Below are 25747 nucleotides of genomic sequence, written 5' to 3'. Positions count from 1 at the left end.
AGAGTCATTAAAATAAAAAGGGATGCATGAGCATCCCTTTTTATCTTAATTTTTAGCTGGATGCTTCAGTTATGAAAACTGCGATTGAATATATGCTAAATCAGGCACGTGAAATAACTCGGTACCAATGCGAACATATTGCATAATACTTTGATCTTGAATAATCAAATCATCATCAACCACTTCAGAAATACGAATACGAATAGACTTCGGCATCTCTTGACACATCAAAGCAAAACGCTGATCAATCTCTTCACCTTCAATAACAAGTGCTACACCTGACTGTCGATCAGGGTTATTAACATGAAAGACCGGCAATTTTTTATCGTGCCATTCGACTTGATTAACTTGTGTTTTGCTATCTAGTGCGGATAAAACCACATTTTGAGGTAACAACATCGGTGGTTTTGCGAAACACTGAATGATGTATGCATCAATAAATCCTGTAGATACCGTAATTAGATACTGTAACTCTTGAGTCTTAGCATAGTCATTCGATTTGAGCGTTAAATTTTCAGTCATTATGCTTCTCTACTGGCCTGCAAAGCAGCGGTAATATTTTCTAATAAATTGGCTTCTTGGAATGGTTTACCCATATAGTCGTTTACACCCAAGCTAAATGCACGCTCACGATGTTTCTCACCTGTACGTGAAGTAATCATAATAATTGGCAAGTCACGATGAATTTCGTGATGGCGAACCAAGTTAGTGACTTCAAAACCATCCATACGTGGCATTTCAATATCGAGCAACATTAAGTCAGGTTTGACATTTTCCAACTGCTCAATCGCATCCACACCGTCTTTAGCGGTAATCACATCATAACCATGACGTTCAAGTAATCGTGACGTTACCTTACGTACCGTGACTGAGTCATCGACGATCATCACCAATTGACGTTGATCATTACGACGTGTATGCACACGTTGTTCAATTTTGACGTCTTCTCGGCTACTTGCCAATACTTGACGTGCAATACTCTGACCATCAAGAATCAAACAGACTTGACCATCACCGAGAATCGTAGCACCAGATATTGCTGCCACTGATGAGAACTGCTCACCAATTGGCTTCATGACAATTTGAGAGCGAGAACCAATCAACTGATCGACTAACAATGCAATGGTGTTGCCCATATTACCTTTAATCAGGAGTACAGGTAATGAGTGTGCAAGCCCCGCAAGCTTTGGAACGGGTTGATGTGCCACAAATTCAGCTAGATAACGAAGCTTGTAGCTTTGATTATCGATGTCGAAGTGATCTTTATTGCTGTTAAAGAACTCTTCCAGTGCAGCGGGTGAGATACGGACGATACGATCGATTTGGGCAAGCGGTACAGCAAATTGCTGATCCCCAACTTTCACCATCAATGCATCACTGACCGCGACCGTGGTTGGAACACGAATCGTAAATATCGAACCTTGCCCTAATGTAGAAGCAACAGAGACTTGACCACCGAGTGATTTAATTCCACTTTGCACCACATCCAACCCAACACCACGACCTGAAATTTGCGTTACTTTTTCAGCAGTAGAGAAACCTGGATGGAAGATATATTGAATAACATCTTGATCAGAAAGTATTTGATCCTTTTTGATCAATCCTGAGTCAATCGCCTTCGTTCTAATTTTGGCTGCATCGATGCCACGCCCATCATCTTTAAATTCGATGAGAATATCGGTACCTTGACGACTAATATCAAGTTCAATCTTACCTTGAGCAGGCTTTTTGCTATTTAAGCGCTCTGTCGTCGTTTCAATACCATGATCTAGTGCATTACGTAACATATGTTCTAGTGGAGAAACCAACTTCTCAAGAATCGTACGGTCCAACTCACCTTCAGTGTTGTTTACCAAAAGCTCTGTCGGTTTGTTTAAGGTCGTAGATACTTGACGAACAAGTCGTTGTAAACGAGGCAATAAACGCGAGAATGGGACTAGACGTGCACGCATCAAACCTTCAGATATTTCAGCTTGAATACGAGACTGTTGTAACAGTACACCTTCTGTATCTTTGATTTTTTCAACCAAAGTTGATTTAAAGTCCACCAAATCTGATGCTGACTCGGCGAGCGACTTCGATAATTGGTTAATTGAAGAGTATTGGTCCATTTCTAATGGATCGAAATCTTCATAGCGCCCATCGAGATCGCCATGCTTCGCAATAATTTGAGATTCAAGCTCACCATCCATTCGACGTAATTGGTCTGCCAAACGTTGAATGGCAAGCTCCATATCACTCAATGTGTTGCCTAATTGACTCAGATCCATCTCAATACGTGAACGGTTAATCGCATTTTCACCCGAAAGATCGATCATTTTCTCAATCAAATCAGCAGAGATACGAATCATCTCATCATTTTGTTCAGCATTCGAATCCATACCTAACTCACCCATCATTGAAGGTGGTTCGGTACCATCGCCCTGCACAATCTCAACCGTATACTGGTCTTCTAATAATTCTGCACGCGTCAGCTTCTCAGGTAATTGTGCTGAGACATCCGTGTACTGAATATTTTCAAGACTGGTCTTGAGCGAAGTGAAATATTGGAAGTTTTCTTCGAGTACAGCACCTTTAATCCAGTTAAACGCTGATTCCAATAATGAATCGTATGCATTTGAATTAAAGTTATGCAGTGCGAATTGTTCAAATGCTGTTTCAAGCTCGTAAGCAATATCTGCGACTTGCTCCATTTGAACCATTTTTGCACCACCTTTTAAGCTGTGTGCAATACGTTGTAATTGAAGTAATAAACTACGATTACTACGTTGATCAGCCCATTGAGGTAAGAGTGCTTTAGCTTCTTCAATCAGCTCCTCTGCCTCTTCAGCAAAGACTTCTTGTGCAATACCCTCGACAGAACCCTTTGGAACTTCTTCAACCAATGAGTTTGTAACTTCTTTAGATTCAGTTTCAGTTGTAAATTCAAATGATTCCGATGCTGGGGTAAGATCAGGCTGAGCCAAATGCTTTTCATCAACAGCAACTGAATGATCTTCTGGCAACAATTCTGAATGCAAGTTAGGTTCAGGCACTTCAACAGAAGACGGCATACCCACATAATCAGGCTGACGTTGTACGATATTTTGAAGTAGCGCAATGGTGTAATTCGCAGGGTAATCTGTTCGCTCTTCACGAAGAGTTTGCATGCGATCTGCAATATCATCTTGCACTAAACGAATAGCTGCGACCAATGGTTCTGTGGTTTCCAATTGATCATTGATAATACGCTCATAAATTGTTTCTAATTCATGTGCGATCAACCCAATATGTTCAGCTTGAACCATATTTGCACCACCTTTCAGGGTATGCAAATGGCGCATTAAATTATTTAATGCAGTCGTATCATTTAAATGTTCAGACCACGTATTTAGATCTTCATCAATCGAAACTAGAATTTCATCCGCTTCTTCGATAAAGATATCTAATACATCGTTATCAAATGCACGAACGGCCTCTTCAGAATCAATATCTTGTTTATCAGCAACCAATTGAGTGGTTACAAAAGACAAATCGAGAATATCAAATTGAGATGTTGAACTCTGAGCTACATCAGATGGAGAGTTAACTGGTTCAACAAAATCCATATCTTGTTGTAAGTAAGTACTCAACTCATCAATGGTTTGTTTTGCATTGTCACTTAAACCAACCCTTTGACCTGATGCCAAAGTATCGAATAAATGAATAAACTCTTGATGCGCCCGACCAAATAATTCGAAGATATAATTGGTATTCAGTAGATTCTGATTACGAAGCACTGAATCATAGCTGGACTTTAACGCCATACCATATTGGTGAATCCCAAGCGCGGCACGGTTATTCGTATGTTCAATAATTTGCTGTGCTTGTTGACTTAATTCTTGGAAATATGCTGGATATTCATTTTGAGCACGTTGATCGAAATCAAGTTCAGTATCCAATAATACATCAATATTTAGACTCATTAAGTGAGTCAACATATCCGGACCTGATGCTAACTGCTCTACATGACTCGCTTGGAAGTCATATAAATCCCACGCTTGATCAAATTTCTGCTGAACCTGAACAAATCGCTCAGATTCATTGGTGTTGATGCGAATCAGATATAAATAATCTTGAATATATTCAACATAAGTCGACAGTAAAACACTCTCATTTGTAGAGGTTTCAGTATCACTTTTAACCAAAGATTTAAAGACTTCTTCAAGCTTGCTACTTGACTCAAAGATATCGTTCACCTGCGCCATTGAAGAACTACCACGCAAGGTATGTAGCGCTCGAATCAATTGATTATATTGATCAGCAGAATGCTGGTCCAATTTCAAAAATGATTCAATGGTTTTGACATGCTCTTCAGATTCTTCAAGGAAGATTGACATGGTTTCAGTGAGTTGAGCTTGCTCAAAGATCAGAGCTTCACTTGCAACATTTTCTTGAAGCGTCACAGCACTTTCTACACTGTTAGCATCAAAATTGAATTCAAATGAATCTTCGCCATGGATCAATTCAGATGCACTTGAATCTTCATGATCAAGACCTTTTTCTAAACCAGTGATCGAATCTTCGTGATTCAAACTTATTGCTAAACCTAATAATTCTTCTAATGCTGGTTCAAGGCTCAAATTTTGTTGTAATTGTTGACCTATAAGCACCAATGGTCGTAAATCTAAAGTATGTTCACGTCTATTTTTGAAATCTGGATAAAGTTTATACTGGTATAGATTAAATACAGTCATCACATACTGAAGTACATTCTCTGATAACTCTACATTATTCGCGATGACGCGATTGAGTGTATCTTCAACCGTCCAAGCCAATTCGCCTGAATATTTAGCCCCAACCATACGGCCAGAACCTTTTAAAGTATGAAAATTACGTCGAATCGTAACCAATACTTCATCCTGACTTGGCTTTGCTACCCACTGATTCAGCAATGGCTTTAAAGTTTCAAAAATTTCTTCCAATTCTTCGACAAAAATTTCTAAAATTTCAGCATCCTGATCAAGATATTCATCTTCAGGCAAAACAGTCGAATCGACTAAATGTTTTAATATTTCTTTCATAGCTCAGGCTTCTATGCTTAGTCTCTAATCCAGAGAGTAGAACCTATTAACTTATATATTCAATGCGAACAACGCATTGAATCAAAGATTATCTATAACTCTGTAGCCCCCACCTCATGATGAGGGCTACTCCCCAAAGAATATCTAACGATTAATCAGGTAACTTAAAGTTCGTTACAGATTCACGTAGAGAGTCAGCCATATTTGCCAACTCAGACACTGAGCGAGCTGTATCGAAAGTCGCTGTTGTCGTTTGCGAGGTAATTTCTTGAACAACATTCATCGTGTTCGCAATATGACCCGCAGACGCAGACTGAAGTTTTGACGTTTCAGAAATGTTAGCAATCAGTTTTTCTAAGGTATTTGATACAGTTTGAATCTCATCCAAAGCTACACCCGCATTCTTCGCAAGATTCGCACCACGTACAACTTCCGACGTCGTTTGTTCCATTGAAATGACGGCTTCATTGGTATCTGTTTGAATCGTCTTAACCAAAGTTTCAATCTGTTTAGTCGCAGAAGCCGAACGTTCCGCAAGACGTTGTACTTCATCTGCAACCACGGCGAAACCACGACCCGCTTCACCTGCCATCGACGCTTGAATCGCAGCGTTTAATGCCAAGATGTTCGTTTGATCGGCAATATCGTTAATTAACGATACGATGTTACCAATCTCTTGAGAAGATTCACCAAGACGCTTAATACGTTTCGAGGTTTCTTGAATCTGCTCACGAATCGTATCCATACCCTGGATCGAACGGTTTACAACTTCAGCACCATTGGATGCAATTTGTACAGAACGCTGTGCTACTTCAGCAGATTCTTCTGCGTTAGCAGAGACCAAATCAATAGATTGTGCAATTTCGTTAATCGCTGTAGATGCACCTGCAATTTCTTGCGCCTGATGCTCAGATGCTTCAGCTAACTGATGCGTAATCTGCTGCGTGTCTTGGGTATATTGTGCAACTTCTTGCGATGTTTCATTAATACGCGATACAAGGTCACGTAATTGGTCAATCGCGAAGTTAATCGAATCGGCAATTGCACCGGTAAAGTCTTCAGATACTGTTGCATACGAACTCAAGTCACCATCCGCCAAATCGGCAATCTCGTCCAGTAAACGTAAAATCGCATTCTGGTTACGGTCATACTCGTCCTGTAAACGCATTACACGAAGTTGATCTGACTGACTACGAAGAACCAATAATTTGAATACGCTGTATAAGAAAGCGATCAAAGCAATCAGCAGCAAAAAACCTGGTAAAATCGTTTTTAAACCAGAATTAACTTTAAGCTTATCTAAGCTCTCAAGAAGAGGATCAGACTGAGCTGAAATATTAGCAACAGCTTGACGAACTTTTACAATTTGTTCTGAGTTAGATAATACAGAGGCTGAACCCGACTTAATAATCGTATCGTAATCACTTTTGATACTTTTTAATGACTCTCGTGCTTCTTCGTTATCTACTCGTGCAACACCAAGTTCAGCATTACCATTTAATTGTGCATTAACATAAGAACCGAAAGTTTCAATATCTGAGTTAAAGTCATCTGCAGAACCACTTGCACTGTCTGTACCACCCAATACTGAACCAATCGAACGTAAGATACGTTCCGCAATAAAGACTTGGTTTTTACCAATAATCACTTGGCTACTTGGCACATTATTACGCGCCATTTGATCGACCATTAAGTTATATTCAGCCTGTATGCCTGGAATCGTTTCTTTGATTGCAAGGTTGGTGTCATATAACTGATTAATGATTTTTTGTTGAGATGTGATCAGATTAATATCTTTATTTACATTACCCCAAATCTGTTCAACTTTAGCTAAATCATCATTATTTGAGTGAATGCTTTGAACAGTTTCAAGGTTGGTTGCAAATTCCTTTTGTGAATTCGTTAAAGCTTGAATGGACTCTTTTGTACCTGAAGACATAGCTTCCGATGCTTGGCGAGACATTGTTTGCGATAATAAACGCAACTCACCTACACTACGTGTTAAATCGTTATTACGAGGTACACTGTAGAATAGATACAGTAAGATCAAAACTGAAACCAACAAACTGATTAGACCTAGTTGTAAATAAGATCTTGTTTGTTCAGTATCGCCAAACAATTTAGAAAATTGGTCGGCTTTCGCTTTCAGTTTAGTCACAAATACTGAATTACTTTGGTGAGTATTCTCACTTGCATTTTTCTTGTTCAGTTTAAAGCCCATCCAGCTTCTCCCCATTACGTGACTGATTAAAGCCTACGTCAAAACTAGTTTATAAATTTTTCTGATGCGTTCATGAATTGCGGATCATTTAATAACCGACTGAACATAAAAATATTCCAAGCTTGATTATGTTGCTGGAAATATCCCTGACAGTACGGCTTAAGCTTTTCGTCTATTTGTTTATTTTCTGAAAAAAAGCTTTTTTTATTAAAATGTTGTATCCCCAAAACTTGATCAACAATCAAACCAACATAATGATCATTATGGCTAATGCATAAAACTTTTTGAGTCGGTACGAACTGAGTTTTTTGATCTGAAAGATAATTTGCCAAATCAGAAACAGATAGCAAACGACCACGAATGTTTGCCAAACCTTTTACCCACCCTTTCGCCATTGGAACCGGCGTACAATCAGGGGGATAAATCACTTCAGATACTTCACCTAATGGAGCAACAAAATATTGCCCCAACATTTCAAATGCAATGCCTGACCATCGGTTTACTTCTTTATCATTGCCTGCGTAGTTTTTATTGCCACGCTTGGACAATCGAAGCAATTCGATAAATCCATTTGCTGCCATATTTTATCCCACAGTGAGATATCGTTTTATCACACTAATCAATTGACTTTCATCGATTGGCTTAGTTAGGTAGTCACACGCACCTTGCCTTTTTCCCCAAACACGGTCTGTATCCTGATCTTTAGTACTCACGATCACGATCGGTATGTGTTTAGTCGTTACACCTCGAGCAATTTGACGTGTCGCTTGAAAACCGTTTACACCAGGCATCACAATATCCATCAGGACGAGATCTGGTAATTCGGCTTGAGCAAGCGTAACGCCATCTGCCCCATTTGATGCTTCAATCACATCAAATCCGTTTTTATTCAATATTTCTTTAAATCGAAACATTTCAGTTGGTGAATCATCAACAACAAGAATACGCGCCATTTTTTTCCCCAATAAAGCAATGTCGTCTTTTATGCAGTTACATGATTACGTATAGCATTTAGCAATTCGTCTTTACTAAAAGGTTTGGTTAAGTATTCATCAGAACCTACAACTCGTCCTTTCGCTTGATCGAATAATCCGTCTTTACTTGACAACATAATGACCGGAATGTTTTGGTAATTTTGCGAGTTTTTAATCAATGCACAAGTTTGATAGCCATCTAAACGTGGCATCATAATATCCACGAATACGATATCAGGATTTGCTTCTGCGATTTTTGAAAGTGCTTCAAAGCCGTCGACCGCAGTTACAACGTTAAACCCCTCGCGTTGTAACAATGTTTCAGCTGTACGACGAATGGTTTTTGAATCATCAATTACCATGACTTTAAGATTTTGAAGTTTTTCGTCCATTTAACGACCCTTCCCAGTAAGCTGAATTAAGCAGAGCTGAACTAATTTATTTTTACAATAATTGTCATTTTTTAACATATTTTCACTATCTTTTTCAATGAGCTTTTCTCTGTCTAGCGTTAATGTGTCATAAAGGAAAATAAAAGAGATAACCCGTTCATACAATTTATGTAATATTTTCGAGTTATATATTTATAAATTTAAACTAACACCCTAAAATGCTTGGGTTAAAAGCTAAAATAAAAAACTCTTTTTCTTTTTGTGGGGAATAAATGTCCAAATTTTTGAATTATTTTGCTACATCTTCATTCCTTTCTCCTTCGAAGCAAGTTTATGTGCTTTCTTCCGTTTTGTCCATTTTTATAGCGGCTGAATGTTTTGCGAGCAAAGCAGTCTGGTATCGTTACTATGACAAGAATGGTACTGCCAACATTAGTAGCACTGTAACCCCTGCGCATATTCGTAATGGTTATGAAGCGCTCGATGCCAATATGCAGGTGATCAAAAGAAACAAAAGTTACAATGCAGAGGCCGATCAAAATCAATCTCGTGTTCGCGAGCAACAAGCACGTCAACGCGAACACGATATGAAATTAAAAAGAGCATATGGGACCAGTAAAACTGCAGCGATGAAACGCGATGAGTTGCTGAGAAACTACAACAAACAAATTGAATTGCAACAGCGTCAGCTAAAGCAAATTCAAAAAGATCGTATTATGTTCAAGCGTCAAGAAATGGAGCATTTTCGCAAAGGACAAGCAGTTCCCAATGATTTAAAAGATCGTTTGAAGTACAACATGCAGAACATTACCAATATCAAAAAAAATATTGAATCTTTACAAACAGACTATCGAAATACGCAGACCCAATACGCCACAATTATAAATCGCTTAAAAGCCCTTGAATAAAAAGGCTTTATATGGAAATAAGGACCACAAATGAAACCCACACTGCATAAAGATCCACAGACACGAGCTGTACTCAAAATCTCAGTATTGTGCCTAAGTTTGGTCCTTGCTGCATGCCAAAAATCCGAAGAAAAACCGATCCAAAAGCAAGAAACCCAAACCAAAATAGAACTGATTCAACAAGATGTTATTCAAGTTGAACAAGGAAGTTCTACCCAGCGAACTGCATTTTCAGGAACGATCAAAGCCGTCAATCAAAGCTCCATCCAATCTCAAGTGATGGCAACCGCTACTGCTGTGAATGTCCAAGTCGGTCAACAAGTCAGTCGCGGGCAAACTTTAGTTGAACTTAATAATCAAGACAATGCATCTCGTTTAGCACAATCTAAAGCCAATCTTGCTTCTGCCCAAGCTCAAGCTCAACAAGCTTTAAATATGGTACAACGCAAAAAACGCTTATATGACCAAGGGTTTATTTCTAAAGTTGAATATGAACAAAGCCAAGTAGACTACAAAGCACAGCTTGAAACCGTTAAAGCACAACAAGCCAATGTCGATATATCCGTTAAAGCGAATCAGGATGGCATACTTAAAAGCCCAATCTCAGGCACGATTACCAAACGTAGTGTAGAACCGGGTCAAACCGTTTCTGTAGGGCAAACACTGCTTGAAATAGTCGACACCTCTCAACTTGAGATTCAAGCCAAAGTCTCGGCTGATCAGCAAAGTGCCTTAAAAGTTGGCAATCAAATTGAATATAACTTGCAAGGTAATCCACAAAAGTTGACTGCGACTTTGACACGTATTAGCCCGATTGCAGATCAGGTCAGCCGTCAGATTGAGTTCTTTGCTCAACCCAATCAAATGATTAACTCTTTAAGCATTGGTGCTTTTGTAGAGGGTTCTATATTGGGAAATAATAGTATTCAAGGTCAAAAAATACCGCTCGACACCATTCATGACTTACAAAACAAACCTTTCGTTTGGGTGGTTCGACAACAAAAATTAAAACAAGTGCCGATTAAAATTTTAGAACAACGACCCAATCAAAACCTCTCGATTGTTCAAGGCTTAGAAGCAACTGACCTCATCAGCAAAGTTAAATTTAGTGCAGATGATATCGACAAATCTGTCTTGATCTCAGCTAAGTAAAACAGGAGCATTGCTATGTGGCTCACTCGGATCAGTGTTAAATATCCTGTTTTCACGATTATGATGATGTTCTGTCTAATGGTGCTTGGTCTCGCCTCTTGGCAACGTATGGGCGTAGAAGAGTTTCCAGATGTCGACTTCCCTTTTGTCGTGATTTATACCAACTATCCAGGTGCGTCACCTGAAACCGTTGAATCTGACATCACCAAGAAGATGGAAGATCAAATCAATACCATCTCAGGGTTAAAGCAAGTTATTTCCCAGTCAAGTGAAGGTTTATCTACCATCATTGCTGAGTTTAATTTGGATGTGCCTTCAACCGTTGCTGCCCAAGATGTTCGAGATAAGATTGCGCCTGTGACCGCTCAATTTCGAGATGAAATTGAAGATCCCATTGTGGAACGTTACGACCCAACTGCTAGTGCGGTCATGTCTGTGGTTTTCGAATCCGATCAGATGTCTCTACGCGAGCTCAGTTCTTATCTTGACCAACGGATTGTTCCTCAACTCAGAACCGTAACAGGTGTAGGTACCGTCAATTTGCTCGGTGATGCACAACGGCAGATTAGAATCGAAGTTGATCCTTATAAATTACAAAGTTTTGGGATCGGGATCGACCAAGTCATTAACACCTTAAAAGGTGAAAATATTGAAGTTCCTGGTGGAACGCTAAAACAAGGCAATTCCGAACTTGTTGTTGAAATTAAATCTAGGGTGATCCAGCCTCAATCTTTTGGTGAGTTGATTGTTGCAACTAAAAATGGCTCGCCTATTTATCTCAGACAAGTTGCCAACATTCAAGACGGCCAAGCCGAGTTGGAGTCCAGTGCATTTCTGAATGGTAAAACGGCCATCGCAATGGATATCTTACGTAGTTCAGATTCAAATGTGATTGATGTTGTCGATGCCAGTTATAAAACGCTCAATAAAATTGAACAACAGTTACCTAAAGGTACAACACTCAAAGTCGTTGTAGACACCTCCAAAGGTATTCGTGCAAGTATCAAAGACGTCGCTCGAACCATTGTCGAAGGCGGCATTTTAGCAGTTCTCATTGTCCTACTCTTTTTAGGATCATTCCGTTCAACTGCCATTACAGGTTTAACCTTACCGATTGCATTACTCGGTACACTGACCTTTATTTGGATGTTTGGTTTCACCATTAACATGATGACTTTACTGGCTTTATCGTTGAGTATCGGTCTGTTAATTGATGATGCCATTGTGGTTCGAGAAAATATTGTTCGTCATGCAGATATGGGTAAAGATCATGTTACTGCAGCATTGGATGGTACCAAAGAAATTGGTTTAGCCGTCCTTGCAACCACTTTAACCATTGTTGCAGTTTTCCTTCCTGTAGCATTCATGGGTGGGATTATCGGTCGTTTCTTCTATCAGTTTGGGGTGACCGTCAGTACTGCTGTCCTGATTTCGATGTTTGTCAGTTTTACCCTTGATCCAATGCTGTCCGCACATTGGGCAGAAAAGAAAAATCCAAACAAGCAACCTGGCCGTGTAAAACGATTTTTCTTGTGGATCTCAGGCAAACTGGATCAACTTACCCATGTCTATGAAAAGTTGCTCAAACTCGCACTTCGTTTCCGTGTGATTACATTGGTCATCGCATTTGCATCACTATTTGCTGCTTTAGGTTTATCAAAGTTGATTGGTACAGAGTTCGTGCCTGTTCCTGATAAGGGTGAAATTCGAGTCAAATTTGAAACGCCTGTCGATGCTTCTCTTGAATACTCTCAAGCCAAGTTAAAACAAGTCGATCAAATTATTCGTCAGCATCCTCAAGTTCGTTCAACTTATGGTGTGATTAACGGCGTGACAGACCGCGGTAAAAATCACGTCAGTATTCGTGTCTCTGTTACGCCTCGACAAGAGCGAACAGAAACCCTTTCTGAACTCAACAATCAACTCCGCGATCGCTTAAAAAGTGTGGCTGGGATTACCGTCACCTCTGTTGCTTCAGCCGATGAAACCGTTTCAGGTGGTCAAAAACCTGTGATGATTTCAATCAAAGGCCCTGATCTAGATGAGTTACAGAAAATTTCAGATCGCTTTATGGCTGAAATGGAAAAAGTCGAGGGCGTTGTCGATCTCGAAAGCTCATTGAAAGAGCCAAAACCTACACTTGAAGTTCATGTTAATCGTTTACTTGCCAATGACCTTGGATTATCGGTCGGTCAAATTGCCAATGTGATTCGCCCACTCCTTGCAGGTGATGATGCAACCACATGGAAAGACGACAAAGGCGAGAACTACGACGTGAATTTACGTTTATCAGAAGATAAAAGAACGCTGCCAAGCGACATTCAGAATCTATATCTAACTTCGCAAAAGATGGATGAGAATAATCAACCGATTTTGATTCCCCTCTCAACTGTTTCCTCACTTGAAGAAAGCTATGGTGCCTCACAAATCAACCGTCGTGATTTGGCACGTGAAGTTTTGGTCGAGGCAAATACTTCAGGTCGTCCTGCGGGTGATATTGGTCGTGATATTAGTGCAATCCAAGATCAATTCGAAATGCCTGCTGGATATAGTTTCGATACGCAGGGTTCAAATGCGGATATGGCAGAATCTGCAGGCTATGCAATGACTGCAATCACGCTATCCATCGTATTTATTTATATTGTTTTAGGTTCCCAGTTCAATAGCTTCATTCATCCTGCTGCGATTATGGCCTCCTTACCCCTATCACTGGTCGGAGTTTTCTTAGCCTTATTCGTGTTTAATTCCACCATGAACTTATTTTCGATCATCGGGATTATTATGCTCATGGGATTGGTCACCAAAAATGCCATTCTGCTGATTGACTTTATTAAAAAGGCGATGGATCGTGGTGAGAGTCGTTATGATGCTATTATTGCAGCGGGTACGACACGTCTTCGCCCGATCCTGATGACCACCAGTGCGATGGTTATGGGTATGGTACCTTTGGCACTCGGTTTAGGTGAAGGTGGTGAACAAAGTGCACCTATGGCACATGCCGTGATCGGTGGGGTCATTACCTCGACCCTCCTGACATTAGTGGTTGTCCCTGTGATCTTTACCTACTTGGATGACTTTAAAAACTTTATGATGCGTCAAATGCGAAAAATCGTGTCATAATATTGCCAGTTGTAATGAGGTGTCATTTTGAATGTGCACCTCATTTTTTATCATATAATCTTATGCTTTAACGCTAATTATTAGGACAGTTTCCATGCGCGCGAGTCGCTTTTTATTTGCTACGTTAAGAGAAACCCCAAGTGATGCTGAAGTTATTTCACATCAGCTGATGCTTCGTGCGGGTATGATCCGTAAATTGGCTTCAGGTTTATACACTTGGTTGCCGATGGGTGTACGTGTGTTAAATAAAGTGGAAGCGATCGTACGTGAAGAAATGGATCGTGCAGGCTCATTACAAGTGTTGATGCCTGTGACTCAACCTGCTTCGCTTTGGGAAGAATCTGGTCGTTATGTGGAGTATGGTGCTGAATTGCTACGTTTTAAGGATCGTCATAACAATCCTTTCGTACTCGGTCCTACGCATGAAGAAGTTATTACGGATATGGCGCGTAACGAACTGAAAAGTTACAAGCAATTGCCTGCCAACTTCTATCAAGTTCAAACCAAATTCCGTGATGAAGTTCGTCCACGTTTTGGTGTCATGCGTTCACGTGAATTCATCATGAAAGATGCCTATTCTTTCCATGTTGATCAAGCGTCTTTACAAGAAACTTATGATGTAATGTATGAAGCATACTGTCGGATCTTCACACGTTTGGGTTTAGATTTCCGTCCAGTTCAAGCAGATACAGGTTCAATCGGTGGTTCAGGTTCGCATGAATTTCATGTATTGGCTTCAAGCGGTGAAGATGATATCGCCTTCTCTACTGAATCTGATTACGCTGCCAACATTGAAATGGCGGAAGCTATTTTGGTGGGTGAACGTGCTGCACCGACTCAAGAATTAAAAATTGTTGAAACACCAAATCAAAAAACCATTGCTGATGTTTCTGCTTTCTTAAACACTGAAGCAAAAGATTCAGTGAAAGCCTTACTCGTTCAAGGTGTTGCTCAACAAGAAGGTCAAAAAGCACCAGTGGTTGCATTATTCCTTCGTGGTGATCATGAGCTGAATGAAATCAAAGCTGAGAAGCATCCTCAAATTGCATCACCATTGACTTTCGCGACTGAAGATCAAATCGCTGAACTAGGCTTAACTGTAGGATTTATCGGTCCTCAAGGCCTAGTTGAAAAAGGCTTAACTGTGATTGTGGATCGCGCTGCCTCTGTATTGTCTGACTTTGTTGCTGGAGCGAACGAAGTGGATAAACATGCCACTGGCGTAAACTGGGAACGTGATGCTCAATTTACTGAAGTCTATGACCTTCGTAATGTGGTTGAAGGCGATCCATCTCCAGATGGTCAAGGCGTATTACAAATCAAACGCGGTATTGAAGTGGGTCATATTTTCCAATTGGGTCAAAAATACTCAGAAGCTTTAGGTTGCAAAGTTTTAGGTAAAGATGGCAAACCATTTACAGTCACCATGGGTTGCTACGGTATCGGTATCACTCGTGTTGTTGCGTCTGCGATTGAACAAAACTACGATGACAAAGGGATTATCTGGCCTGCTGCGATTGCTCCATTCCAAGTGGCGATCGTGCCAATGAATGCTCACAAATCACCTCGTACTTTAGAAGCAGCAGAGTCTCTCTATGCTGAACTTCAAGCGGCAGGATATGATGTATTGTTGGACGATCGTGATGAACGTCCTGGTGTTAAGTTCTCTGATCTAGAAATTAACGGTATTCCACATCGTATTGTGATTGGTGAAAAAGGTTTGGATGCAGGGACTTTTGAATATAAAGGTCGTACTGATGCTGAATCTGTAAATATCAGTAAAGAAGAAGTTTTAGCGAAAATTGCAGAATAAACATTTGCACCCTAAACCTCTAACTTAAAAAAATCCCGCCAAGTGCGGGATTTTTTATCTGTCTATATCTTATTTCTATATCTGCTAAAAATAATATTAAAGCCCGCGAATACTGACTTTCAGGTCTTTAACACTCGCACCAATTGCTCCAAAACTTCCCATTGAACCATTAGGTAAACCATTAAAGATGGTAGGTGAAATTGCAGCATCATTTCCCAGCATCACATTATTGAGTGCCACGTCCATTTTAGAGGAAGTGCCCGTGTTGCCAAAAACAAAACCAGTAGGCTCTACACCTGCATAAAAACCATTTAAATTGATTCCAGTCGCCGTATTTCCTTTCACTTGAAAATCAAACTTCGCCGATGTATCACCAGAAATCACTGCGATTGGACAGCCAGAGTCCGTACCACATATCGACTGAATTGCTCCACTGAATTTAATCATTTGGCTTTGTGGCACATTGCCCAATTGAATATTTACACTGGGTGAGTTGCCTTGCACAAAATTAATTTCAAAATTGTTTGATGCACTACCGATTTCTACAAATTTTGAAACACCGCCATTAAGCACGCCCGCAGTTGTGAAGACATCCTTAGATTTTCCTAAACCTGTCGTCGCATTGGTATTTGCAAGATACACAGCAAAAGGACTCATTCTCAACCCTGTGATTTGACTTCCAAAGCCCAAACCAATATTGGCGAATGCTTTTCCATTTCCAGCATCCGTATCCACTATCGCATTGAGTGTAGATGAATTATTTGCCCCTAGAAAATTAATCGACATCGGAGTATTTGCTGTTCCTGCCAAAGTCAAAGAGGCCGCTTGATTATAATCTTGATTTAAAATTTTCGATCCAATGCCATCTTTGTCAATCAATGCGATTTGACCGATATCAACTTGCGGGAGCGTAATCCCAACGTTGATTCCATCTTGGCCTGTTGTTGTCGACAATGTTTGATCATCCAAAGCTTCTAGTGCCATAACTTGCGTTAATGGCATCATCAACATCGTCAGGACATATATTTTATTTTTATTCATTGTAAATATCCCTATCTTTTAATTTCGTGGCACGATATTAAATTCACTTGAGATGCGCCCACCTGTAATCGCTAACTCACCTAAACGTGCACCCGGGCCTGTATTGGGTGGATAGAAATTGATATCTCTTGCTCTAAACACACCTGAAGTGGTTTGCTGTGGATTTAAGAGTAAATTCGCATGGAAGCCAACTTTTGCATTTCCACTGGTCTGATCTTTATTCACCACAATGGCATTATTAAATGCCACTTTACCTGTAATTCTATCTAAACCGAGTGTCGAACCATTTTGTGGATCACTAATCTGAACAGTATTGTTATTACCTTTCAGATCAAGCTCACCTGCCACAGATAAGCGACTACCATCAGCAATTGAACTATTCGGAAGTAATGAAAAATCAATATCTCCGCCTAAACGTAGTTTCAAACCAAACAGTACATCATCAGGGAGCGAGAAATTATTTGCAGTAGAGGCACTCTGCGTTGCACAACCCGCAGCAGAACTACTGAGCTTACATGTTTTATAAGTTGTACCTGGTAAATAACCTGCTGCAACTTCAGCCGACATCACAATCAACATATCTTTTAAACTGACGTTCAGACTGCCATTTTCCACACCCAAATGACCCGCACCTTTAAGCAGGGTATCCACATTTCGCAGTCCCATATAGTAATCCGTTGTGGTATTGGTTTGGCCTACTTTTCCGCCATCAATCAACAGAATCGACGTTGTTTTATCGCCTTTGCCTTTACTCACACCTTCAGTACTCATCGCAATCGAAAGTCCCAAACGTGCTGTTTCACCTGCACTGCTGACCAAATTTTTAACCACATTTGAACCTGACAGTGTGTAATAAAATGCTTGATCTGCTTGAACTTTAGTACCATACAATGCCAAATTTGCATTTAAATTATAAAAAGGAAGTGCAAGTCCCCACTCATTATTTAAACCATTATTGGCAAATAAATTTGCATCATCCACACCCGCACTCGTTGTAAAACGACCACGACGCGCTAAGGACTGGAACTCAGCCCCACGAATAGCCACAGCAACACTATATGGATTAGTTGTACTAATCGCATTATGGACATATTGTCTATAATCGAGATCTTTAGTAAGAAACTCACCATTACCAAAACGGCTGGTTTGAAACACATTGTTCACAGGAATAGATAAAAACTTGGTGTCCACTAAGTTAATGTAGACATTACCACTGTCAAAAGATGCACGACTGCCTGCCATCAATCCAGTTAAATTACTGAACTCAAATCCATAAGCATTTAAACCCGCACCACCAATTTCAAGTTTTGTCGCTTTGGATGCATCGCCGCCTAACATTGAATCGTTATCATTGGTGAATTCAGCTTTCATCCGGAAGCCAATCCCTGAATTCCCAATATTGTTCCCGCCTTGAGCGCCATCTGTGCGTACAGCATTACCCAATACGTTTTCTTGACCTTTCGTACCTCGAAATTCAAGTGATGAGTTCACCATACGTCCACTTGCACCTAAACGAATAAGCCCTTTTGCACCTTGCGGACTATTTGTTGTGGCATCTATGGCATAAGGATTTTGCGCATTCGCCTCTTTATTCAGCATAATCTCTAAGTTCAAACCAGAACTTGTGGTTACCCCATTTGCTGAATAAGTCCCTGTATTTTTAAACCCTGCATTTGAAGACGCTGGATCTGCGACGCGATTTAAATCGACATAACCTAAATTTTCATTGGGTGTACTACTCATCGTTGCATAACGATCAACAGCACCATCACGAGTGTTGGTTTGCATTCTCAAACCTTCAGCTGAGTCTACAAAAATTGAACCTTTACCTTCAAAGTTAAAGTTGAAGTTTTTAAGAATCAACTGATTCAGCTTAGAATTGACATCTGTTTGCCCTAAATAAATATTGGCATTTTTAAGCCCCATCGACATTTCGCTCAGATTATCTTTGCTAAATAGCCCATCGATGGTTCTTAACTTTAGATCAATATTCGAAGCGGTTTGAATCGCTAAATTACCAATCGCAGGGGTACAGCTGGCAGTTGAAGCACCTTCACAAATACGGAAAGAATCTACAGTAACCAACGCAGGCGAAGCACTCACTGCTAAATCTAAGCCAACTTTATTGTCTTTACTGCCCGTATTGATCTGAATATCTGCACCCAATGGAGCAGATGATGCATTACTTTGGCGTATCTTAACTTGATCAGCAGTTGCTCTTAGTGTCGTACCATTTGCATTTAAACTGCCACGACCAGCATCATCGGACCAATACAGTTGATCAATATTGGCTTCACTTAAGGTCGTTGAAATTTGAACGCCATCTTGACCATCAACGGCTCTTAATGCTTCGTCTTGCATTACTTCGAGTGCATATAATTGACCCGAAGCGAGTAAAACACTCATCGCCAAAGTATTTAACATTAAAATCTTGTTGTGATTTTGCTTCTTATTTTTTATCACGATTTTATTATTCATCACTATTCCCTGTTGGCTGATTGGTAATTAACAACGTGGATGACTAGCATCACAACCAAACATCATCACCTTACCTTGAAGTGCTAAATTTCCATTCATACGCACGCCCATAAAACCTTTCTCACGACCATGATCGTATGCAGATTTAGGTGCATTTGCCGAGTCATAACGAGATACTTGTAGATAGCCATGATCTGCTGGATTTGTACTATCACCGTCGCTGGTTGCCGAGGAGACAAACGTATCTTTGCCAAAGGCTAGAGCATCAAATCCAAAGTTGCGGATTTGAATCGGTAATTGAGGATCAAAGCTTAGTTGCATCGCAGCTTTGATCTTGTCGGCACCACCATCATTTTTGTAGGTTAAATCGATACCATCCAGTCCGATTTTTTGGATATTAATGGTTCCTTGAATACCTTTCATCACCAGCCATAATTTGTTGCCACCAGTGCTACTGGCTTGTCCATTTGCATCAACATAGCGATTGTTGACTGCAACAGCTAAACGGCAAAACTCAACTTTTTCACAAACAGCACCCGCACCATTATCAAAAACATACTTACCATCAATCAGTTTTTGATTCAGTGAGAGTTTTATTGATAAATCTGCGCCAGATTGACCTTCAACTTCTTGTAAAGCATGGTCGCTTAGAGCTTCTAATGCAAAACTTTGTGTAGACATTAAACTCGCTATAAGAAGAGTCGAGAGTATTTTCATTAGGTTCTCCTTATAGTCCTTTGGTGGTGATTTTAAGATGTTGGATTAATACCCCATCAATCACGGCTGAACCCATATTTTTAAAGTTAGCCGCTGGCGCTGTTGCACCCGGTGTTTGAGCCACTGGACGCATAGCACCAAATGAAACACCGACTGCATCTGCACCTTTGTATGCACTCAACGTATTTTTAGATGCATCGTAAACGGTTGAACCAATCGTAATACTGCTGTGGGTCGCATTATTCCCTTGATATCCAGTCAGTCCATTATTGCCACACTTATAAACGTTACAGGTTGAGCCCTGATATACAGTTGAATTGGGGTTGTCGTAGTCAGTATAAATTTTTCGGTAAATTTCTTCTTTATTGGGAATACGAGTCAGTTCTAAACTGAAGTTTGCACCATCTGAGCCCAAAATCAGCGGTTGATACAATGAACCTAACACTAAGTTTGCATTCAAATTATGGATAAATAATCCTTCATTCGCATCAAAAATTGGCGCAGATGTTCCATTCACTGCAGGACTATCTAACAAATTGGTATTCGTGGTTTCTCTGGTACTTAGACGTAACACTTTATCGTTTAAACTTGTGGTCTTTAAATTCGCTGCATCACCACTGTTTAATCGGACTAAGCCCGCTATACCTAAAGTATTATTATAAAAAGCACTCATCCCATTGGCATTTGTAGAACCATTTAAAGTTTGAAACACCTGTAAACGACTGCCATTAAGGGTGAAATCATTCCAAATGGCTTGTAAACGTAATCTATTCGCACGCCCTTCAGTTGTTTGATTGGTCGCACCTAATTTATACAACGATGCATCACCTTCTTTTTTACTTGGATCCAACACAAAAGCATCCGCCCATAGGCCCATTTTTAACTTATATGCATCTGCACCATCAGCGGCATTGGTCGGAATGGAAGTATTAAATAAAGGGGCTTCTAAAGTCAGGTAAGGCACCTGACACTTTGGATCACTTGCCGCACACTTACTATTGAGATCAAAATTGGGCACTTGATTTTCAGTTTCTACTTTTAAAATCCATGGATTGGTCGCCGTTCCCCATGAACCAATACGCGCTGCAGCATCAGAATTGGCCAATCGGGAATTATGATTTCCATCAGATTTGGACAGTGCTAAACCATAAACAAATAGATCGGCTTTACCCACAGAGTGATCTTTAGCATCGACAACATTGTCTTTATTCGTGTCGAGAGCTGCGTTGGTTAAAGGCCCAACAGGAATAACATGGATGTAACCTGTATCTTTAGATCGATCAGTGAGATCAGTACCCGTTGAATTTTCGCCCTGAAATACAAAGTAGGCATCTTGGGGTACGAGAGCAATACCCTCACCCGTTGTAGTACTTAAAGTTTCATCAGAAAGAGGCTGCAGTGCGAAGCTCATTTGCGAGATGCACAAAGTCATCAAAGTCGATAACATCGTCTTATTAAAATTAAACGTATAATTGAGTGTAGTCATCTTGACCTTCCTTTTTATACGATGCTCCGCACCATATTTTTATTTTTGGATTTTAAATTTCTAATTTTTTAAGAAAGATCCATTTTTTCTTAAAACATTTGATTAACGCATCACATTTTATATTATCCAAGTTGAATGCTTTATGCAAAATAATGCGTCCTAAAACACACTTTTTCCGATAAGTGATTGTTATTTAATTTATTGAAGAATAATAAAAACTTATAACCAATGAATCAGTTTTTTAATGAGGTATATTTGATTGTTTTTTGTTATTACACTTTATTTTAGACTGATCAAAGTGTCCTAAATAAAAAAGCAAACGATGGCGTTTGCTTTTTTAACATTCAGCGAAGCCAATATTTTAAGTTTTTGGAAGCGTCACACCTGTTTGACCTTGGTATTTACCACCGCGGTCTTTATAAGACGTTTCACACACTTCATCTGATTCAAAGAATAACATTTGAGCTACACCCTCACCTGCATAAATACGTGCAGGTAGGTTTGTAGTATTAGAAAATTCCAAAGTCACATGACCTTCCCACTCGGGTTCAAGTGGTGTGACGTTTACGATAATACCGCAACGTGCATAAGTCGACTTACCTAAACAAACTGTCAATACATTGCGTGGAATACGGAAGTACTCAACGGTACGCGCCAAAGCAAATGAGTTCGGTGGAATAATACAAACATCAGCTTCGATGTCGATAAAACTTTTTTCATCAAAGTTTTTTGGATCCACAATGACTGAATGAACATTGGTAAATACTTTAAATTCACGTGCACAACGTACATCATAACCATAGCTCGATACGCCATAAGAGATGAGCTTTTGTCCATTCTCATCTAAGCGAACTTGGTTTTCTGCATACGGTTCAATCATGCCGTGATTTTCGCTCATTTCGCGAATCCAACGATCAGACTTAATTGCCATTTATATTTCCCAAAAACTGATTTCAATTACTGCGGGTTACTTTAACTGAATTCGACAATAATGGAAATAACAAAGCCTTGATCATGCTCATTTGCGTTGAACAACAACTGTGTGCACTTGAGCTATGTAAGATATGTAAAACGATGAGTATTTTAAAGGCTCAAAAGTGCTGAATAACTGAGTGGAATAGAAAAACTCATCAGAATCAAAGATGCCGTTTTTTGCATATTTTTTTGATTAAGCCAATGGATTTTATTCGACGCTAATAAAGAACCCAATACTGTCCAACTAAAAGCTATTGGAATAATCAAAATCAAGAAAACCAACATGTGCGGTACATAAACATGCGCATCCGTCCAAGCCATATTGGGAAAAATCGCTGAAGCAAATAGCAAAGCTTTTGGATTTAATAGCGTCGCTAAAAATAACTCACGCGCACGTATACACGAATGAACTAATTCTTCATCTGCCCCAGCAGTACGCCATAATTTGATCGACAAATATAGAAGATAACCTGCACTGAATAATTTAAGAATAGTCGGTAATAAAGGCATATGAGTTGAGACTTTGCCAATGAGAAAGCCCCAAAATGTAATTGAAATCAGATAGCCAATCGCTTCTGCTGGGATAAGTCGAAATGATTTCTTTACCCCCACTTGAATCCCCGAAGATGCAAGTAATGTGTTTGTGGGTCCTGGTGTGAAGAGGATCGTAATCACTAAACCGATAAATAGCCATGAAATCATACAATAAACTCACTCTTGAGCGATTGCAGATTAATCCTGTTTTTTCAGCCTTGCAAAAAAATAATTGTGAGTAGACATGAGCTAAAAACAATATTTATTTAAATAAAATAATTTCAACCAGTTAATGATTTTTAATATTTCTACTCCACAGTCATTTCGCTCTATTTCCCAAAATTCATCCAAATGTGTTAAAAATTCAATTTTTATAATTGTTATGAACATTTTTAAATCATCTAAAAATTAAAAAAGAGAGCCGAAACCCTCATTTTTTAAGATACTCATTAAATGATTTTTATCTATTTCAGCTTTTTTTGTACTGATTATTTAGATGTACTCGCAGATACAGTCACTTCACCTGAATCCGCCTGAACAGCTTTTTCTTTGGCTTGAACAAAAGCTTCAGGGAAATCAACATGGTTAATAATTGCGGCAGATGCTGTAAGTGAAGTAAAACTGAATGCAAGAATGATCACTTTTAAGGTACGCATATCAATGAACCTACACATTATTGTTGGGAGAAGCTAAAGTATAGTGATTAAAATTAGAGTAAATAATCACAATTTTGCATGTTTTATAGTCAGTTTAAGGTTTCGAGATTTCTCAGCTTTAAAATCAATGTTCCAATTTAAATGCTAATCTAAGAAACAAAAAAGCCCAACATCAGTTGAGCTTTAAATATTTAAGAATAATTGTGCGGTTTTAAGATATTCATAAATTTAAAAAATACGATTTTCTTTCTTATCAGCTTTAGGTAATTGCTTTGCAATTTTTTCAGCAATCTCAATATAAGACCGAGCTGCACTGTCTCCTGCGATCACAGAAGGCTTACCAATATCAGCATTTTCACGAATACTCGCGTTCAAAGGCAAACGACCCAATAGAGGAATATCGTATTGTTCCGCCAATTTATCGCCACCACCTGTACCAAAGATCTGCTCTTCAAATCCACAATTTGAACAAATATGCGTCGACATATTTTCAATCACCCCCATCACTGGGATGCCGACTTTGTTAAACAATGCGATGCCTTTAGTGGCATCCATCAATGCGACATTTTGAGGTGTTGTCACAATCACAGCACCCGTCACAGGAATCCGCTGTGCCAAAGTCAACTGAATGTCTCCTGTTCCAGGTGGCATATCAATCAAAAGCACATCTAAGTCTGGCCATAACGTTTGATTGAACAACTGCATCAAAGCACCTGTTGCTTTCGGTCCACGCCAAGCGACAGGCGTATTGTGATCACCTGTTAAATGACCAATAGACAGTACAGCCATGCCATAAGCATCAAGTGGTACGAAATGCTCAGCTTCAATCATTGGCGTGCGACCTGCATTACCTAACATAGTTGGAATACTTGGTCCATAAATGTCCGCATCTAGTACGCCAACTTTTAATCCCATTTGTTGTAATGCCAATGCGATATTCACTGTTGTGGTTGATTTACCAACCCCGCCTTTACCCGAAGAAATGAGTACAACATTTTGAATACGTGGATGCTTTGGTACATCACGTTGCTGTGGCGCAGCCTTTTGAATCGGTGGGTTATTTGGATCGACTTCTGCTGTGTGTTGAGCTTGATTTGGTGAAACTTCGGCTGTTGAATGTGTTTGAACTTTAGGTTCAGTTTGAGCCGTTGCAGAAGCATCAATCACTGGAGGTAATTTTGGATTGGGTTGATGAGACTCTACATTTGATGCAGTCTGTGCTGGCTGAGATGAACAACGCTCACCCGCAGTATGATTGTGCCCACAACCACTCGATTCACCATGTTCATGCTTTTGTTGGATGACATGCATATTCAATTCTTGAATACCACATGGCTCAAGCGCATCAGCAAGGTCATCATGAATTTTTTGTAAATGTCCCGCCTCCGACTTGAACGTATTAATCGTGATTTGCAGAACGTGCCCTTCAACATTCACTTGGCTGATGCGATCTTTTAAAGCATGATTTGAATTTGGAAGGATATAGCGCTGTAAAATCGCTTGGATTTCTTCTTCCTTCACCTCCTGAGCGGGTGCAAAAACTGATTTAAGTGAAGAAAGCCACGACATATATTTGCTCCAAACGGACATACAGCTGAATACCTTAGTGTAACTTGAAATGTCATTAAATTTAAGCCTCGTTATGGCGCAAATCATCTAGAAAACTAAATTCCGACTAAATCAATCAGATTTATTCTACTTTTCAAGTAAAAATAATAAATTAATGACACAATTTGTCATTTATTTATCACGCTTTTTTTTGTTTAAATACTTGCCATATCAGGATGATACGACACAAAAATAATGTGTTTTATTTCACACTTTGTGCTTATAATCCAAAATCAAACACAATTTAATGGATTAGCATGAAATCAATTCTCATTTTTTTGATTGCTGGGCTTTTTTCTTTTTTAACATTTGCTTCAGTCGAAACGTCTAGCTTTAAAACCGCGAGTAATCAGACTGTTGCACTTGGTGATAGTTTGAACCAATTAATGAGCCGTACAGGTCAATCACCAACTGCTATGCGAACCACCCCTTGGCAAGAGGGTTCTAATCAGGTCAATGCTATGCAATATGACTATAACATTGGCGACAATGTTTATACGGTGACTGTGGTTAAAGAACAAATTAGAAAAATCGAAATAAAGTCTTATCTACAATAAAAATATTGATCCATAAACAATCCTACAATGTAGAAGAGCGCCAAATGGCACTCTTCTTTTTTTTGCTATAACG

Annotated in this window: 18 protein-coding genes and 1 pseudogene; 5 read left to right on the top strand and 14 right to left on the bottom strand. The window is 39.5% G+C overall.

Annotation, left to right across the window (positions count from 1 at the left end; genetic code table 11):
* Positions 1-69: 69 nt before the first annotated feature.
* From AC5YD2_RS00930 to pilG, 6 genes are all read right to left on the bottom strand, one after another.
* The gene (locus tag AC5YD2_RS00930; protein WP_496124517.1) at positions 70-522 is read right to left on the bottom strand and encodes a hypothetical protein; all 453 of its coding nucleotides are present in this window, start codon (positions 520-522) and stop codon (positions 70-72) included.
* Complete coding sequence (locus AC5YD2_RS00925) at positions 522-5042, bottom strand: hybrid sensor histidine kinase/response regulator (RefSeq protein WP_496124516.1); 4521 nt, start codon at positions 5040-5042, stop codon at positions 522-524. Before AC5YD2_RS00925 ends, AC5YD2_RS00930 begins: the two co-directional genes overlap by 1 nt.
* A gap of 151 nt (positions 5043-5193) precedes the next feature.
* Complete coding sequence (locus AC5YD2_RS00920) at positions 5194-7263, bottom strand: methyl-accepting chemotaxis protein (protein WP_496124515.1); 2070 nt, start codon at positions 7261-7263, stop codon at positions 5194-5196.
* Positions 7264-7307: 44 nt separating this feature from the next.
* Positions 7308-7844, bottom strand: a complete 537-nt coding sequence (locus AC5YD2_RS00915) for a chemotaxis protein CheW (RefSeq protein WP_496124514.1) — start codon at positions 7842-7844, stop codon at positions 7308-7310.
* A gap of 3 nt (positions 7845-7847) precedes the next feature.
* A complete protein-coding gene (locus AC5YD2_RS00910; RefSeq protein WP_496124513.1) occupies positions 7848-8216 on the bottom strand; it encodes a response regulator in 369 nt (122 codons plus the stop codon).
* Positions 8217-8245: 29 nt separating this feature from the next.
* Positions 8246-8629 carry a twitching motility response regulator PilG gene (gene pilG / locus AC5YD2_RS00905; RefSeq protein WP_496124512.1) on the bottom strand — a complete coding sequence of 128 codons (384 nt, stop codon included), beginning with the start codon at positions 8627-8629 and terminating at the stop codon, positions 8246-8248.
* A gap of 272 nt (positions 8630-8901) precedes the next feature.
* Between pilG and AC5YD2_RS00900 the strand changes: the two genes are divergently transcribed.
* From AC5YD2_RS00900 to AC5YD2_RS00885, 4 genes are all read left to right on the top strand, one after another.
* Positions 8902-9537 carry a hypothetical protein gene (locus AC5YD2_RS00900; RefSeq protein ID WP_496124511.1) on the top strand — a complete coding sequence of 212 codons (636 nt, stop codon included), beginning with the start codon at positions 8902-8904 and terminating at the stop codon, positions 9535-9537.
* A gap of 30 nt (positions 9538-9567) precedes the next feature.
* Positions 9568-10689 (top strand): efflux RND transporter periplasmic adaptor subunit, encoded by a 1122-nt coding sequence (locus AC5YD2_RS00895; RefSeq protein WP_496124510.1) that lies wholly within the window; start codon positions 9568-9570, stop codon positions 10687-10689.
* Between the two features lie 15 nt (positions 10690-10704).
* Positions 10705-13809, top strand: coding sequence for an efflux RND transporter permease subunit (locus AC5YD2_RS00890; protein WP_496124509.1), 3105 nt, complete (start codon positions 10705-10707; stop codon positions 13807-13809).
* Positions 13810-13903: 94 nt separating this feature from the next.
* Positions 13904-15622, top strand: coding sequence for a proline--tRNA ligase (locus AC5YD2_RS00885; protein WP_496124508.1), 1719 nt, complete (start codon positions 13904-13906; stop codon positions 15620-15622).
* A gap of 96 nt (positions 15623-15718) precedes the next feature.
* Here AC5YD2_RS00885 and AC5YD2_RS00880 read toward each other — a convergent pair whose 3' ends face one another.
* The 8 genes and pseudogenes from AC5YD2_RS00880 to apbC form a co-directional block, all read right to left on the bottom strand.
* Positions 15719-16663: a DUF6160 family protein gene (locus tag AC5YD2_RS00880; protein ID WP_496124507.1), complete on the bottom strand. Its 945-nt coding sequence runs from the start codon at positions 16661-16663 to the stop codon at positions 15719-15721.
* Between the two features lie 18 nt (positions 16664-16681).
* A complete protein-coding gene (locus AC5YD2_RS00875; RefSeq protein ID WP_496124506.1) occupies positions 16682-19141 on the bottom strand; it encodes a DUF6160 family protein in 2460 nt (819 codons plus the stop codon).
* A gap of 27 nt (positions 19142-19168) precedes the next feature.
* Positions 19169-19858 carry a hypothetical protein gene (locus AC5YD2_RS00870; RefSeq protein ID WP_496124505.1) on the bottom strand — a complete coding sequence of 230 codons (690 nt, stop codon included), beginning with the start codon at positions 19856-19858 and terminating at the stop codon, positions 19169-19171.
* A gap of 130 nt (positions 19859-19988) precedes the next feature.
* Positions 19989-21344: pseudogene (locus tag AC5YD2_RS00865) on the bottom strand (hypothetical protein); the annotation flags it as partial.
* A gap of 361 nt (positions 21345-21705) precedes the next feature.
* Positions 21706-22275 (bottom strand): dCTP deaminase, encoded by a 570-nt coding sequence (dcd, locus tag AC5YD2_RS00860; protein WP_496124504.1) that lies wholly within the window; start codon positions 22273-22275, stop codon positions 21706-21708.
* Between the two features lie 152 nt (positions 22276-22427).
* Positions 22428-23021, bottom strand: a complete 594-nt coding sequence (locus AC5YD2_RS00855) for a LysE family translocator (protein WP_496124503.1) — start codon at positions 23019-23021, stop codon at positions 22428-22430.
* A 320-nt stretch (positions 23022-23341) separates the two neighbouring features.
* Positions 23342-23509, bottom strand: a complete 168-nt coding sequence (locus tag AC5YD2_RS00850) for a hypothetical protein (RefSeq protein ID WP_496124502.1) — start codon at positions 23507-23509, stop codon at positions 23342-23344.
* Between the two features lie 228 nt (positions 23510-23737).
* Entirely contained in the window at positions 23738-25078 is a 1341-nt protein-coding gene (gene apbC / locus AC5YD2_RS00845) for an iron-sulfur cluster carrier protein ApbC (RefSeq protein ID WP_496124501.1), read from the bottom strand.
* A 296-nt stretch (positions 25079-25374) separates the two neighbouring features.
* Between apbC and AC5YD2_RS00840 the strand changes: the two genes are divergently transcribed.
* Complete coding sequence (locus AC5YD2_RS00840; RefSeq protein WP_496124500.1) at positions 25375-25674, top strand: hypothetical protein; 300 nt, start codon at positions 25375-25377, stop codon at positions 25672-25674.
* Positions 25675-25747 lie beyond the last annotated feature (73 nt).

This window comes from Acinetobacter sp. CY73 (assembly GCF_059515865.1).
Note: the sequence above shows the minus strand (reverse complement) of the source record. Positions and strands in the feature narration are given on the sequence as shown.